14 protein-coding genes are annotated in these 12,828 nt (G+C 72.6%); 9 read left to right on the forward strand and 5 right to left on the reverse strand.

The genetic code is table 11. From position 1 onward, the window contains the following. Positions 1-110: 110 nt before the first annotated feature. Positions 111-752, reverse strand: coding sequence for a response regulator (locus tag ACFYZJ_RS36160; protein ID WP_388575734.1), 642 nt, complete (start codon positions 750-752; stop codon positions 111-113). Beyond that, positions 749-1,924, reverse strand: coding sequence for a sensor histidine kinase (locus ACFYZJ_RS36165; RefSeq protein ID WP_388575736.1), 1,176 nt, complete (start codon positions 1,922-1,924; stop codon positions 749-751). Before ACFYZJ_RS36165 ends, ACFYZJ_RS36160 begins: the two co-directional genes overlap by 4 nt. Before the next feature lie 152 nt (positions 1,925-2,076). Here ACFYZJ_RS36165 and ACFYZJ_RS36170 point away from each other — a divergent pair, with 152 nt between their 5' ends. The 5 genes from ACFYZJ_RS36170 to ACFYZJ_RS36190 all read left to right on the forward strand — a co-directional run bounded on the left by ACFYZJ_RS36170 (position 2,077) and on the right by ACFYZJ_RS36190 (position 5,677). After that, complete coding sequence (locus ACFYZJ_RS36170; protein WP_388575738.1) at positions 2,077-2,634, forward strand: hypothetical protein; 558 nt, start codon at positions 2,077-2,079, stop codon at positions 2,632-2,634. Positions 2,635-2,818: 184 nt separating this feature from the next. Then, positions 2,819-3,508 carry a response regulator transcription factor gene (locus ACFYZJ_RS36175; RefSeq protein WP_388575741.1) on the forward strand — a complete coding sequence of 230 codons (690 nt, stop codon included), beginning with the start codon at positions 2,819-2,821 and terminating at the stop codon, positions 3,506-3,508. After that, on the forward strand, positions 3,505-4,968 hold the full coding sequence (locus tag ACFYZJ_RS36180; RefSeq protein WP_388575744.1) for a sensor histidine kinase: 1,464 nt from the start codon (positions 3,505-3,507) through the stop codon (positions 4,966-4,968). The genes ACFYZJ_RS36175 and ACFYZJ_RS36180 overlap by 4 nt, the downstream gene beginning before the upstream one ends. 50 nt (positions 4,969-5,018) lie before the next feature. Next, on the forward strand, positions 5,019-5,444 hold the full coding sequence (locus ACFYZJ_RS36185; RefSeq protein WP_388575746.1) for a hypothetical protein: 426 nt from the start codon (positions 5,019-5,021) through the stop codon (positions 5,442-5,444). Further along, positions 5,444-5,677 carry a hypothetical protein gene (locus tag ACFYZJ_RS36190; RefSeq protein ID WP_388575747.1) on the forward strand — a complete coding sequence of 78 codons (234 nt, stop codon included), beginning with the start codon at positions 5,444-5,446 and terminating at the stop codon, positions 5,675-5,677. The genes ACFYZJ_RS36185 and ACFYZJ_RS36190 overlap by 1 nt, the downstream gene beginning before the upstream one ends. A 60-nt stretch (positions 5,678-5,737) precedes the next feature. Here the strand turns inward: ACFYZJ_RS36190 and ACFYZJ_RS36195 are convergent, their stop codons facing one another. The 3 genes from ACFYZJ_RS36195 to ACFYZJ_RS36205 are packed head-to-tail and all read right to left on the reverse strand — an operon-like array spanning position 5,738 to position 7,870. Further along, a complete protein-coding gene (locus tag ACFYZJ_RS36195) occupies positions 5,738-6,310 on the reverse strand; it encodes a cob(I)yrinic acid a,c-diamide adenosyltransferase (protein ID WP_388575750.1) in 573 nt (190 codons plus the stop codon). 13 nt (positions 6,311-6,323) lie between these two features. Continuing rightward, a complete protein-coding gene (locus ACFYZJ_RS36200; protein ID WP_388575753.1) occupies positions 6,324-7,073 on the reverse strand; it encodes an ABC transporter permease in 750 nt (249 codons plus the stop codon). Between the two features lie 14 nt (positions 7,074-7,087). Next, complete coding sequence (locus tag ACFYZJ_RS36205; RefSeq protein ID WP_388575758.1) at positions 7,088-7,870, reverse strand: ABC transporter ATP-binding protein; 783 nt, start codon at positions 7,868-7,870, stop codon at positions 7,088-7,090. 90 nt (positions 7,871-7,960) lie between these two features. Between ACFYZJ_RS36205 and ACFYZJ_RS36210 the strand changes: the two genes are divergently transcribed. The 4 genes from ACFYZJ_RS36210 (at position 7,961) to ACFYZJ_RS36225 (ending at position 12,803) form a co-directional block, all read left to right on the forward strand. Further along, positions 7,961-8,602, forward strand: a complete 642-nt coding sequence (locus tag ACFYZJ_RS36210; protein ID WP_388575761.1) for a TetR/AcrR family transcriptional regulator — start codon at positions 7,961-7,963, stop codon at positions 8,600-8,602. Between the two features lie 126 nt (positions 8,603-8,728). Further along, positions 8,729-9,577: a 3-hydroxyacyl-CoA dehydrogenase family protein gene (locus tag ACFYZJ_RS36215; protein ID WP_388575764.1), complete on the forward strand. Its 849-nt coding sequence runs from the start codon at positions 8,729-8,731 to the stop codon at positions 9,575-9,577. A gap of 146 nt (positions 9,578-9,723) precedes the next feature. Further along, positions 9,724-10,047: an STAS domain-containing protein gene (locus ACFYZJ_RS36220; protein WP_388575767.1), complete on the forward strand. Its 324-nt coding sequence runs from the start codon at positions 9,724-9,726 to the stop codon at positions 10,045-10,047. Between the two features lie 293 nt (positions 10,048-10,340). Further along, positions 10,341-12,803, forward strand: a complete 2,463-nt coding sequence (locus ACFYZJ_RS36225; protein WP_388575770.1) for an ATP-binding protein — start codon at positions 10,341-10,343, stop codon at positions 12,801-12,803. Positions 12,804-12,828 lie beyond the last annotated feature (25 nt).

The raw sequence follows: 12,828 nt of genomic DNA on the forward strand, positions 1-12,828 counted from the left end.
TGGGGTTGGGGAGTCGTGAGCATGACTGAGCCTTCACGCTCACGGTGCCGCGAGAATAGAAAGGTCTGGACCAGAGGTCAATAGGTCTGGACCAATATGCCGGTGGGCGGCTAGATCCCCAACTCCTGTGCCAGAACGGCCGCTTGGACCCGGCTGCGCAGCTCCAGCTTGCCGAGGAGACGGCTGACGTGGGTCTTCACGGTGGCCTCGGCCATGTTCAGGCGCTCCGCGATCCCGGCGTTGGACAGGCCCTTGCCGAGGCACGACAACACCTCCCGCTCGCGCGGGGTGAGGACGTCCAGGACGGCCGGATCGGCCTTCGGCTCCCGTACCGGCCCGGCGGCGAACTCCGCGATCAGCCGCCGTGTCACCGCGGGGGCGATCAGCCCCTCGCCGCGCGCCACCGTTCGCACGGCCTCGATCAGGTCCCTCGCCTCCGCGTTCTTCAGCAGGAACCCGGCCGCGCCCGCCCGCAGCGCGCCGAAGACGTACTCGTCGAGGTCGAACGTGGTCAGTACCAGCACGTCGGCGAGCCGCTCCGCGACCACCTGCCGGGTCGCCGACACCCCGTCCAGCTTCGGCATCTGTATGTCCATCAGGACGAGGTCCGGCCGCAGGGCGCGGGCGAGCGCCAGTGCCTCCTCGCCGTCCGCGGCCTCCCCGGCCACCTCGATGTCGGGCGCGCTGCGCAGGATGAGGACCAGCCCGGCGCGTACGGCCGACTGGTCCTCGGCGACCAGGACGCGGATCATGCGGGATCTCCTTCGGTCACGGGGAGAAGGGCGCGTACGGTCCACCGGGCGCCGTCCGGACCGGCCGTGAACGTGCCGCCCAGCAGCGCGACCCGCTCGCGCATCCCGGTGAGCCCGGCCCCGGAACCGGGGGCGCGTGGGCCGTCTCGGCGGCCGTAGGGACTGGTCACGCCTATGTCGAGCACGCCGTCACGCTGGGCGAGACTCACGGCGACGCGGCCGCCGGGGTCTGCGTGCTTGAGGGCGTTGGTGAGCGACTCCTGGACGATCCGGTACGCGGCCAGCTCCACGGGCGCCGGGACGCTCTCGTAGTCGGCGTCGAGGGTGACGTCGAGTCCGTTGGCCCGGGCGCTGTCCACCAGGGTGGCGAGCCCATCCAGGGTGGGGGTGGCGGCGGGTTCGCGCTCGGCGCCCCCGTCGCGCAGGATGCCGATCAGCCGCCGCATCTCCTCCAGCCCGGCCACGCTGTTCTCACGGATGACGGCGAGGGCCTCCCGGGAGGTCTCCGGATCGTCGAGGGACAGTGCGGCCGTGGAGTGGATGGCGATCGCGGACAGGTGGTTGGCCACCATGTCGTGCAACTCGCGGGCCACCCGCGCGCGTTCGGCGGTGACGGCCTGGGTGCGGTCCATCTCGGCGAGCAGGGCGGTCTGTTCGGCCCGCAGGCGTTCGGCGACAGCCGTGTCCCGGTGGTTGCGCACCACCCAGCCGGTCCCGGCGGGCACCAGGCTGACCAGCGCGACGCCCGCCCCGATCAGCAGGGCGGACGGGGTGCGCCAGAGGGCGAACGGGACCACGGAGCCCAGCACCGTGAGCAGGACGGTGATCCGGGGGATGCGGCGGGCCGAAGCGGCGCTGCCGTACAGGACGGCCGCGTACACCAGGTCGGTGAACATCACCGTGGTGGCGAGGCAGCCGCGGGTGACCAGATCCGCGACGATCGCCACGGTCCCGATGAGCAGCGCCGCCCGAGGCCGCGTACGGCGCAGCAGCTCGCAGCCCGCCGTCACCACGAGCGGGACCAGGACCGCCCACCCCCGGTCCAGAACGGACATCGGGTCCTCGGGAGACCGGCTGTACAGGCCGAGCCGGATCAGGATCAGCCCCGCGAGCAGCCCGCCCACCGCGATCCGCACGTCGTCACGGTGCGGGCGGGGGAGGCGTACGGGCATGGGTCCATCCAACACGGCGCGGGGGTCGGCTGCGTGCATCCCCGGAAGGGTTCGGGACTGCATCTTTCGATGTACAGCGACTTCGTCACCGCCGACGACGACTCGCCCGCCCCCGGAAGGGAGTCTGGTGGGGCGAGCGAGAGGGGCGAAGCATGATCGTCGGGTTGGTCGTCGCGTGCGAGGCCGGCTTCTGGGTGCTGCTGGCCGCGGGCCTGGCCGTGCGGTACCTGCTGAAGTGGCGCCGTACGAGCGTGGCGCTGCTGCTGTGCGAGCCGCTGCTGGAGCTTGTGCTCTTCGTGGCCACGGTGATCGATCTGAGGAACGGGGCGCAGCCGAGCTGGGAACACGGCCTGGCGGCGCTCTACATCGGCTTCACCGCCGCCTACGGGCACTCCACGATCCGGTGGCTCGACGGCCACGCGGCACACCGGCTCGCGGGCGCCCCGCCCCCGCCGAAGCCGCCCCGCTACGGCCTGGCCCGCGCCGCGCACGAGGGCAGGCTGTGGCTGCGCACGCTGCTCGCGACGGCGGTGGCCTGCGCGCTGCTGCAGGGCGCGATCTGGTACGTCGGCTCGCCCGCAACCCTGCGCGAGGGGCAGTACGCGGCCCTGCGCGTTCTCGGCATCCACGGGCTGATCGCCCTCACGTACCTGGTGTGGCCCAAGAAGGCTCCCGTCGGGGAGGAGGGACGGATCGTGAGCAGGCGCTGATGCGTGTGTGGTCATCACGCGCGGCGGGACTCCTGTGGCCGCGTCCGCCTCCTCCAGCGCCTCGAAGTGGGGCATCGCCGGCAGATCTGCCGGCGCCTCTGAACCTCGGTGGGCGGACACCGCTGTCTCCCCCTCGAAGAGGCGCCGTACGCTGTCCCGGCGACAAGCGGTCCAGGGAGGGCGTATGAGCGACGCGGTCGGGGCGGTGCTGGTCGTGGACGACGACGCGGCCATCCGGCGCTCCTTGGAGCGCGGCCTCAGGCTCAGCGGGTTCCGGGTGCGGACCGCCGAGGGCGGGGCCGAGGCGCTCGCCGTCATCCGGGACGCACCGCCCGACGTGCTCGTCCTCGATGTGTCGATGCCCGGAATGAGCGGCATCGAGGTGTGCACCCGGCTCCGCGACGACGGACAGGACCTCCCCGTCCTCATGCTCTCCGCGCTCGACGAGACCGCCGACCGCATAGCCGGCCTGCAGGCGGGCGGTGACGACTACCTCGTCAAACCCTTCGCCCTGCAGGAACTCGTCCTCAGGCTGCGCGCCCTGCTGCGCCGCCGCCCGCCCGCCGACCGGGACGTGCTGCGCGTGGCGGACCTGGTGATCGACCCGGCGGCCCGCACGGCCCACCGCGACGGCCGCCCGCTGGAGCTGACCCGGCGCGAGTTCGAACTCCTGGAGGTGCTCGCCCGCAACGCCGGCCTCGTCCTCACCCGCGATCAGCTCCTGGAACGCGTATGGGGCTACGACTTCGACGTCCGCACCGACGCCGTCGACACCTTCGTCAGCTATCTGCGGCGCAAGCTGGAGGCGGAGGGGCAGCCGCGGCTGATCCACACCGTGCGCGGGGTGGGCTTCGTGCTGAGGCAACAGCCGTGAGACTGTCCACCCGCATCGGACTCGCCGTGGGACTCACCGTCCCCCTTCTCGTGCTGGCCTCCGGCTGGCTGCTGCTGCGCCTGGTCGCCCGCGACCTGCACCAGGAGGAGGACCGCCATCTGCGCGTCCGGGCCGCCGCGGTCGCCCCGGACGCGCGCTCCCTGTTGCGCGCGGCAGCCGCCGGGCGCCCCAAGGCCGCCGACACCCGGGAACGCCGGCTCTACACCGCCGCCCTCGACGTCGGTGTCCGCGTCGTCGGGCCGGACGCCACCTTCAGCGGCGGACCCCAGCCCGACACCTCCGTCGCCCTGCCGGCCGCGGCCACCGGGCCGGTCACCGTCCGGGACGCCGGGCGCAGCTGGCGGGCCCTGTCCAGGCCGATCGAGGGACCGAGTGTCTCCGGTACCCTCTGGGTCTTCCAGCCCGACACCGCCGACCGCACCCAACTCCGCCTCGTACGGCGCCGCGTCGTGATGACCGCCCTGCTCGCCGCACCCCTGTCCGGTCTGCTCGCCTGGGGCCTCGCCACCGGCGCCACCGGCCCCCTGCGCCGCCTCGGCCGCCGCACCGCGGGCCTCGACCCGCGCACCAGCACCACCCGGCTGCGCCACGAGCCGACCGGCGTGAAGGAGGTCGACGAGCTCGCCGCCACCCTGCGCACCGTCCTCGCCCGCTACGACGAACAGGCCACCCGTACCGCCGAGGCCCTGGACACCGCCCGCTCCTTCTCCGCCGCCGCCTCACACGAACTGCGCACCCCGCTGATGAGCATGGGCACCAACCTCGACATCCTCGCCACCCACCCCGACCTGGCCGAACCGGACCGCACCGAGGTCCTCACCGACCTGCGCCGCGAGCACGCCCGGCTGCTCGGACTGCTGGTGATGCTGCGCGAGCTGGGGCGTGGCGACCTGGTGGAGGCGGAGGCGTTCCGCACGGTCGACGTGACGGAGGTCGCGGACGCGGCGGTCGCCGAGGCCCGGCGCCGCGCCCCGGACGCCCGCATCACGCTGCGCGGGCAGCCGGGGCTCACCGTGCAGGGCTGGGAGCCCGGCCTCCGGCTGCTGCTCGACAACCTGCTCGCCAACGCGCTGGCCCACGGACGGGACGAGCAGGGCGGGGCGGCCGTGGCGGTCGCTGTCCGAGGGGACGGCCGGGAGGTGGTGATCACGGTGGACGACCAGGGGCCCGGCGTCCCGCCCGAGGCCCGCGCCCGGATCTTCGAACGGTTCCGGCGGGGGCCGGAGAGCGCCGGATCGGGACTGGGCCTGACCCTGGTCGCGCAGCAGGCGGCACTGCACCGGGGGAGCGTCGCGGTGACCGACGGCCCGGACGGGGTGGGGGCGTGCTTCGAGGTACGGCTGCCCAGGGCGGGCGGGGCGCTGCCCGAACGGCGGGACTGGCTGATCGGTACGGCCGGGGCAAACCGGTCACAGAGTTCCCACAAAGACGGCTCCTAGCCTCCGCGGCGTCGGACGGACGACGGTGCCGTCCGGGAACGGAGGAGGACATGGACGTACGACGACGCCGGCGCACCCTGCTCGCGGGTCTGGCCACGGCCGCGCTGCTGGTGAGCGGGACCGGGGCGGCCGTGGCGGAGACGTCAGCCACGCCCGCGCCCACGGCCATGGCCAAGGCGGCGCCCAAGGGCGACGGGGCCAAGGCGCTGTGCAAGCGGGTGCCGAGGATCGAACGGCGCATCGACCGCGTGCTGAAGCGGCTGGAGGGCGGAGCGGGTGTCAAGGGCTCCATCGCCCGGCTGGAGCAGCGCGTGGACAACGCGAAGAAGGCGGGCCACGAGGAGATCGCGACCTATCTCCAGGACCGGCTCACCTTCCGCAAGTCGCTGGTGACGACGCTTCAGCAGCGGCAGAAGGACCTGGCCGGGGTCAAGACCTGGTGCGCCGCCCACGACGACGGCAAGGCGGCGAGCTGATGCGTCGCGGGCTGAGGGCGGCCGTCCCCGGGGTGGTCCTTCTCGTGGGCCTCACCGCGGGCTGCGCCCGGGAGCACGGCACGGCGGCAACGCCGGCGTCGTCCGGGGCCCCGTCCGCGACTCCCGCCACGGCCCCGTCCGGGCTCGCGGACATGCAGCAGCAGGTGGCCGCGGCGGAGTCCGCGCTCGCGGCGGCGGACCGGGACGCCGCCCAGGACGTCACCGGCCGCTGAGCCGGGCTGGGAGCGGGTGGGGAGCGGGCTGGGAGCGGATGAGGAGCGCGCCTCGGCGGCTCAGCGCTCCCCGCCCGGTACCCACAGCACGTCCCCGGTCTCCTTGTTGGCGTACCGGGCGAGAATGAACAGCAGGTCCGAGAGCCGGTTGAGGTAGGTGGCCGTCAGGGGGTTCATCACCTCGCCGTGCACTTCCAGCGCGGCCCACGTGGAGCGCTCTGCGCGGCGTACGACCGTGCACGCCTGGTGCAGCAGGGCCGCGCCGGGGGTGCCGCCCGGCAGGATGAACGAGCGCAGCTTCTCCAGGTCGGCGAGGAAGCGGTCGCAGTCCGCCTCCAGCCGGTCGATGTAGAACTGCTTCACCCGCAGCGGCGGGAACTCGGGGTTCTCGACCACCGGCGTCGACAGGTCCGCGCCCACGTCGAACAGGTCGTTCTGCACGCGGGTGAGGACCTTCACGACCTCCTCGTCGAGATCGCCCAGCGCGATCGCGGTGCCGATCACCGCGTTCGCCTCGTTGGCGTCCGCGTACGCGGCGATCCGCAGGTCGGTCTTCGGCACCCGGCTCATGTCCCCGAGGTGCGTCGTGCCCTTGTCGCCGGTCCGCGTGTAGATGCGCGTGAGATTGACCATGCGACCAGCGTAGTTACGCCCCGGCCGTCCGGAAGACCCGTGTGCCCACCGTCACGGAGAGCGTCGCGAGGCCGAGGCCGACCAGGACGCCGTACAGCATGTGCGCCGTCGTGTACGAGCCGACGTAGGCGTCCCGGACCGCGTCCACCAGATAGCGCAGCGGCATGACGTGGGACAGCACGTCCAGCCAGGCCGGGGCCAGCGACATCGGCAGCATCAGGCCCGAGAGCAGCATGGACGGCATGGTCGTCGCGTTGACGGCCGGGCCGAACTCCTGGGGGGTGGCGACCCTCATCGCCAGCGCGTACGACAGCGACGCCAGCGAGATCGTGAGCAACGCGACGAACGCGAAGCCGATCAGGACGCCGGGCAGCGGCGCCCTGAGGCCCAGCGCCACCGCCGCGAGGACCAGCAGCACGGCCTGGAACACGAAGACCGTCGCGTCGCGCAGCACCCGGCCGAGGAGCAGGGCGAGCCGGCTGGCGGGGGTGACGCGCATGCGCTCCACCACCCCCTGACCCTTCTCGACGATGATGCCGAAGCCTGCGAACGCCGCGCCGAACAGGCCCAGTTGGAGCAGCAGCCCGGGCACGAGGACCTGCCAGGAGCTGCCGCGCGAACCGAGCGACAGGTGCGTCAGGAGCGGGCCGAAGAAGAGCAGGTACAGCAGCGGCATCAGCATGCCGAACAGCAGCGCGAAGCGGGAGCGCAGGGACTGGCGCAGATAGCGGCCGTAGATCAGCGCGGTGTCGTGGAGAAGCATCGTCGTCCGGATTCCTATACGGCTACGGCGGCGGAGGCGGCCGGGGAGGGGCCGCGGCCGGTGATGGCGAGGAAGGTGTCCTGCAGGGAAGCGTCGATCGAACCCGCGTACCGGAGCTTGAGCGCGCTCGGCGTGCCCTCCGCCACGACCACGCCCTTGTCGACGATCACCAGCCGGTCGGAGAGGGCGTCGGCCTCGTCGAGGTAGTGGGTGGTGAGGAAGACGGTGGTGCCGTGCTCGTCGCGCAGCCTGCGGACCAGGTCCCACAGGTCGGCGCGGCTGCCGGGGTCCAGCCCCGTGGTCGGTTCGTCGAGGAAGAGGACCTCGGGGCGGTGGGCGAGCGCCATCGCGATGTCGAGGCGGCGCCGCCGGCCGCCGGACAGGGCGCCGGTCTTGCGGTCGAGCAGTTCGGTCAGGTCCAGGTCGCGGGCCAACTCCTCGGCTCGCTCCCGCGCCTGATGTCGCGTCAGGTGGTAGAGGCGCCCCTGGGTGACCAGTTCCTCCCGCGCGGTGAGCTGCGGGTCGACGCCGCCGGACTGCGCCACATAGCCACATGCCCTGCGCACCCCGACGGGGTCGGTGGCCAGGTCGCAGCCGGCGACCGTCGCCGCACCGCCGGTGGGTTTCAGCAGGGTGGTCAGCATGCGCAGGGTCGTCGTCTTGCCCGCGCCGTTGGGTCCGAGGAAGCCGAGGATCTCGCCCTCCCGCACGGTGAGGTCGATCCCGCGCACCGCCTCCACCGGGCCGCGCCCGGTCCGGAAGGTACGGGCCAGACCGGCCGTACTGATGATGGTCATGAGCCCAGAAAAACAGAGTCTCAACAAAATTGCAATGACGCCAAATTTTCAGCGACACCAACCGATCGGAGGTCCGCCTACGATGTGGGCATGGCAGAGGGGCTCAGGGAGCGGAAGAAGCGCGAGACCAGGCAGCGGATCTCGGACATCGCCACCGGACTCTTCCTGGAGCGCGGTTTCGTGACGGTGACCATCGCGGACGTGGCGGAGGCCGCCGACGTGTCCGTCAACACCGTCTACAACTACTTCCCCACCAAGGAGGACCTCTTCTTCGACCGCTCCGCCGGCGTCGTCGACCGACTGGCACGCTGGGTGCGCGGCCGGGACGTGGGGGAGTCGGCCGCCCGGGCCGTCCTGCGCGAACTGCGCGAGGAGGTCGAGGCGGTCTCGCCCAGGGTCGGCCTGATGGAGGGCTACGACCGCTTCATGCGGGTCATCCACGAGGCGCCGCCCCTGCGCTCCCGGCTGTGGACCCTGCAGCAGGAGATCCACGACAACCTGGAGGCGGCCCTGCGCGAGGAGACCCGCGTGGGCGCCGACGACCCGATGCCCGGCCTGATGGCGGGTCAGATCTGCTGGGTCCACCAGACGGTCTTCGTCACCATCGGCCGGGCCATGGTCGCCGGGCGCAAACCGGCCGAAGTGTCACGAGAGGTACTGGTGCTTCTCGACGACATCGAGGACCTGTTGAGCGAGAAGGTGCTGAACTACGCCGTCCGTGCCCCGGAATGACCCGTGCCGGTGTGAAGTCCGTCATGTGAGACGTGACGCGCATTACTAACCGGTCACACCGGCCCTCACGGGCGCTAGTGTCCGCCGGAGAGGCACACACGGACAGCGCGTCAGGGGAGTCGCACAGTGGCACGGAAGCTCGCCGTCATCGGGGCCGGACTCATGGGATCCGGGATCGCCCAGGTATCGGCCCAGGCCGGCTGGGAGGTCGTCCTCAGGGACGTCACAAGTGAGGCGCTCACCCGTGGCACGGACGCCATCAAGGCGTCGTACGACAAGTTCGTGAGCAAGGGCAAGCTGGAGGCGCACGACGCCGACGCGGCGCTCGCCCGCATCACGGCGACCACCGACCTCGACGCCGCCGCCGACGCGGACATCGTCGTGGAGGCCGTCTTCGAGAAGCTCGACGTCAAGCACGAGATCTTCCGGACGCTCGACAAGCTCGTGCGCGAGGACACCGTGCTCGCCTCCAACACCTCCGCCATCCCGATCACCAAGATCGCGGCGGCCACCGAGCGCCCGGAGCGCGTCGTCGGCGTGCACTTCTTCTCGCCGGTTCCGATGATGCAGCTCGTCGAACTGGTCCGCGGCTACAAGACGAGTGACCAAACCCTGGCCACCGCCCGGGAGTTCGCGGAGTCGGTGGGCAAGACCTGTATCGTCGTCAACCGCGACGTCGCCGGTTTCGTGACGACCCGTCTCATCTCGGCACTCGTCGTCGAGGCCACCAAGCTGTACGAATCGGGCGTGGCCACTGCCGAGGACATCGACCTCGCCTGCAAGCTGGGCTTCGGCCACGCCATGGGACCCCTGGCCACGGCCGACCTCACCGGCGTCGACATCCTGCTGCACGCCACCGGCAACATCTACACCGAGACCCAGGACGAGAAGTTCGCTCCGCCGGAGCTGATGCGCCGGATGGTTGACGCGGGTGACATCGGCCGCAAGAGCGGGCAGGGCTTCTACACGTACTGACACCGCAGGCCCCCACGGGGATCACCCTCTCGGGTGAATTCGGTATCGGTTCGCCAACGATCGGCAACCTGGCCGCTCTCCACGCAGTCAGAGGTTGCACAACCACAACGCGGAGTACACCAGCGACGCACTCTCGGGGAGCGCATATGCACATCAGGGGCGACCACGCCGAGCTGGTCGTCGGGGGCCGCCTCGACGTCCACAGCGCGGCGGACGCCCGTACGGTCCTGCACTCGGCAGTCGACGAAGGCGTCGGTGACCTGGTGCTCGACCTGTCCGAACTGGACTCCTGGGACGCCACCGGGCTCGGGGTGATCATGGGGGCACACCGGCGGGCCGGGCGGTGCGGCCGACGGCTGGTGCTGCGCGGGGTACCGCCGCAGATGCAGCGCCTGCTGGTGGCCACCCGCCTGCACCGGATCCTGGCCATCGAGGGCGGCATCGGGGTGGAGTCACTGCCCCGGGTCTGACCGGGCGGTGACCGGACCGGCACGGGTTTCGCCGACGCGACGCGGGTGACCCGGGGGACAGGCTCCCAGGGGTGAACGCCGACGAAACGTGCGTCGCGCGCAATCCTCACGAGACTGTGACGTCTCGGACGGCGTGGTACCCCGGCCTGTCGGAGATACTGACCAAAGGTTTAGGGTTCGGCTGCCCGCCGCCCTCAGGCCCTCGAGCGGGCACCGGACCAGAAGCGACAGCGCAGTGTGCGGCAAGGCCGGGAGGGGCTCAGGCACACGACGCTTTTGGGGGGCTTGGACCTATGGACCCGAACAACCCGGGACCCGAGCAGTACGGCCGGGACGGCGCTGGTGACGCGCCGGGCCGGCGACCGCCGCGGGACCCCATGACACCCGACTTCGGACAGCCGGCACCGGCACTCGCCCGTACCGTCCAGCTCGTGACGGGCGACTTCCTGCTCACCGTCAACCCCGTCGACGGCAGCGAGATCGAGGTCTGCCCGCCCGGGGAGCGGCCCGCGCGCCCGGCCAAGTACACCGCCGACGAGCGGAGCGACCACGAACGCGCGGCAAGGCCGCCCGTACCGCCGGGGCCCACCCAGCCACGGCTGCCGCTGCTCGAACGCCAGGAGGAGCGCGAGCGGCTGGTGCGGCTGCTCGCCCGGGGCCGCTCGGTACGGCTCACCGGACCCGCCGGCTCCGGCCGCACCACGCTCCTCGACATCGTCGCCGAGGACTGCGCGGATCTCGCGCCCGACGGTGTCGTACGCCTGACCGGCTACCGGCGCACGACTGGCGACCTGCTGTACGACCTCTTCGCCGCCGTCCACAAGGCGCCCGCACACCGGCCGGACCGGGAGGAACTGCTCCGGTACGTCCGCGAGATCGGCGCCGTGGTCGTCCTGGACGACCTGGAGTTCGGCGGCAGCGCGCTCGACGAGCTGCTGGACGCGACGCCCGAGTGCGCGTTCCTGCTCTCCGCCACGCCCGACGTGCCCGCGCCCTCCGCCGACTCGCAGGTGGAGGAGGTCTTCCTCGGCGGACTCGACCGCGCCGGGGGCCTGGAAATCCTCGAACACGCCGTCGGCCGCGACCTCACCGAGGAGGAGACGAACTGGGCGGGCGACCTGTGGTTCGAGTCCGAGGGACTGCCGCTGCGCTTCGTCCAGGCCGGGGCGCTGCTCAGGCAACGCGACCGGCGGCGGGCCGACGAGGGCGCCGTCGACGAGTTCGGCGTCTTCCAGGACGTCGACGTCCCCGTCGACGCGCCCTTCGACGCCGGGGACGACCGTGACGTGCCGCTGCCGTCGCTCGCCGAGGCCGCCGCACCCGCCCCGCTGCTCGCCGCCCGGCTCAGCGCCTCGGCGCGCGAGACGCTGAAGTTCGCGGTCGCGCTCGGCGGAGAGGTGCCCCACCAGACGCATCTGCCGGCCCTCGTCGACGACACCCACGCGGACGCGGCGCTCGCCGAACTCGTCGGCTGCGCCCTGGTCTCCCCGGTCGGCTCCCGCTACCGGCTCGCGGCCGGAGTGCTGACCCAGCTGGAGGCCGCCGGATACGCGACAGGTTCCGAGGAGTACGCGCTCAAAGCCGCCCAGCACTACTCCTGGTGGGCCGGGCACCCCTCGGTCACCCCGGAGAGGGTCTCAGCGGAGGCCGACGCCATACTGGCCGCGCTGACCGCCCTGGTGCCGGTGACGACGCCCCCCGCCGAGGGCGAGGAGAGCACGGCCGTACGACTGGCCCGGCAGGCGGCGCCCGCGCTGGCCGCGGGGCTGCACTGGGGCGCCTGGGAGCGGGCACTGCGTTCCGGCGCGGAAGCGTCCCGGCTGGCCGGCGAGGTGGGCGAGCAGGCCTACTTCCACCACGAGTTGGGCATCCTCGCGCTCTGCGGCGGACAACTCGACCGCGCCCGGGCCGAGCTGGAGACAGCCATCGGGCTGCGCGGCGCCCTCGCCGACAAGCGTGGCACGGTCGCGGGACGGCGCGCCCTGGCCCTGGTCGCGGACCGGTCCGGAGAGACACCGCCCGGCGTGCAGCTGCCCGCGGAACCGACGCCGCCGACCGGCTTCGTGGTGCCGGCGCCCCCCGCCGACCGGGCGCCACTGCTCACCCAGCAGATCCCGGCCCGCCCGGCCGGCGGCCTGCGGGGCGTGGCCAAGGGCACCCGGCGCAACCTGGTGGCCGCGGGCGCCGGGGCGGCGCTGGCCGCGGTGCTCGGCACGGTGGTGACGCTGGGCATGACGTCGAACAACGACGGCAAGGCCCCCTCGGACCAGGTCCGCGTGGGCCCTTCGGCAAGCCAGGGCACGGACAGCGGCGGCCTGGGCGCGGACAAGGCGGGGGACAGCGGCTCGGGCGGCAAGGGCGGCTCGGGCTCGGTGGGCGCGGCGACGGCGAAGGCTCCCGGCGGGACCGGCACGCCCGGTACCACGGGCAGCCCGACGCCGGGCATCTCGGACCAGCCGTCGGGGAATCCGACGGGTACGCACGGGACGACTCCGTCGAAGTCGCCGTCGAAGCCACCTTCCACGTCGCCCACGAAGTCGTGGACGCCGCCTACGAAGTCGTCGAGCCCCACCTCGACCCCTCCGGCGCCCACGGACTCCGGGCCGACCACATCCTCGTCGCCTACCGCGAGCACGCCGAGTACCTCCAACTCGGCCAGCGGCCCTTCCTCCAGCGCTCCCGCCACAACGAGCAGCTCGGGCAGCGCCCCCACCACCGGCTCCGGCACCCCGAGCGGCACAGGCACGGTGATGTAGGGGTCCGCCGACTCAAGAGGGCCGA

The organism is Streptomyces sp. NPDC001848 (assembly GCF_042891915.1).
Lineage (GTDB): Bacteria > Actinomycetota > Actinomycetes > Streptomycetales > Streptomycetaceae > Streptomyces.

Excerpts from the sequence above, each read along its gene's own strand:
- ACFYZJ_RS36200 (WP_388575753.1), bottom strand. The coding sequence starts at position 7,073 with ATGCTTCTCCACGACACCGCGCTGATCTACGGCCGCTATCTGCGCCAG.
- ACFYZJ_RS36210 (WP_388575761.1), top strand. The coding sequence starts at position 7,961 with ATGGCAGAGGGGCTCAGGGAGCGGAAGAAGCGCGAGACCAGGCAGCGG.
- ACFYZJ_RS36175 (WP_388575741.1), top strand. The coding sequence starts at position 2,819 with ATGAGCGACGCGGTCGGGGCGGTGCTGGTCGTGGACGACGACGCGGCC.
- ACFYZJ_RS36205 (WP_388575758.1), bottom strand. The coding sequence starts at position 7,870 with ATGACCATCATCAGTACGGCCGGTCTGGCCCGTACCTTCCGGACCGGG.
- ACFYZJ_RS36170 (WP_388575738.1), top strand. The coding sequence starts at position 2,077 with ATGATCGTCGGGTTGGTCGTCGCGTGCGAGGCCGGCTTCTGGGTGCTG.
- ACFYZJ_RS36225 (WP_388575770.1), top strand. The coding sequence starts at position 10,341 with ATGGACCCGAACAACCCGGGACCCGAGCAGTACGGCCGGGACGGCGCT.
- ACFYZJ_RS36165 (WP_388575736.1), bottom strand. The coding sequence starts at position 1,924 with ATGCCCGTACGCCTCCCCCGCCCGCACCGTGACGACGTGCGGATCGCG.
- ACFYZJ_RS36220 (WP_388575767.1), top strand. The coding sequence starts at position 9,724 with ATGCACATCAGGGGCGACCACGCCGAGCTGGTCGTCGGGGGCCGCCTC.
- ACFYZJ_RS36185 (WP_388575746.1), top strand. The coding sequence starts at position 5,019 with ATGGACGTACGACGACGCCGGCGCACCCTGCTCGCGGGTCTGGCCACG.
- ACFYZJ_RS36195 (WP_388575750.1), bottom strand. The coding sequence starts at position 6,310 with ATGGTCAATCTCACGCGCATCTACACGCGGACCGGCGACAAGGGCACG.
- ACFYZJ_RS36160 (WP_388575734.1), bottom strand. The coding sequence starts at position 752 with ATGATCCGCGTCCTGGTCGCCGAGGACCAGTCGGCCGTACGCGCCGGG.
- ACFYZJ_RS36190 (WP_388575747.1), top strand. The coding sequence starts at position 5,444 with ATGCGTCGCGGGCTGAGGGCGGCCGTCCCCGGGGTGGTCCTTCTCGTG.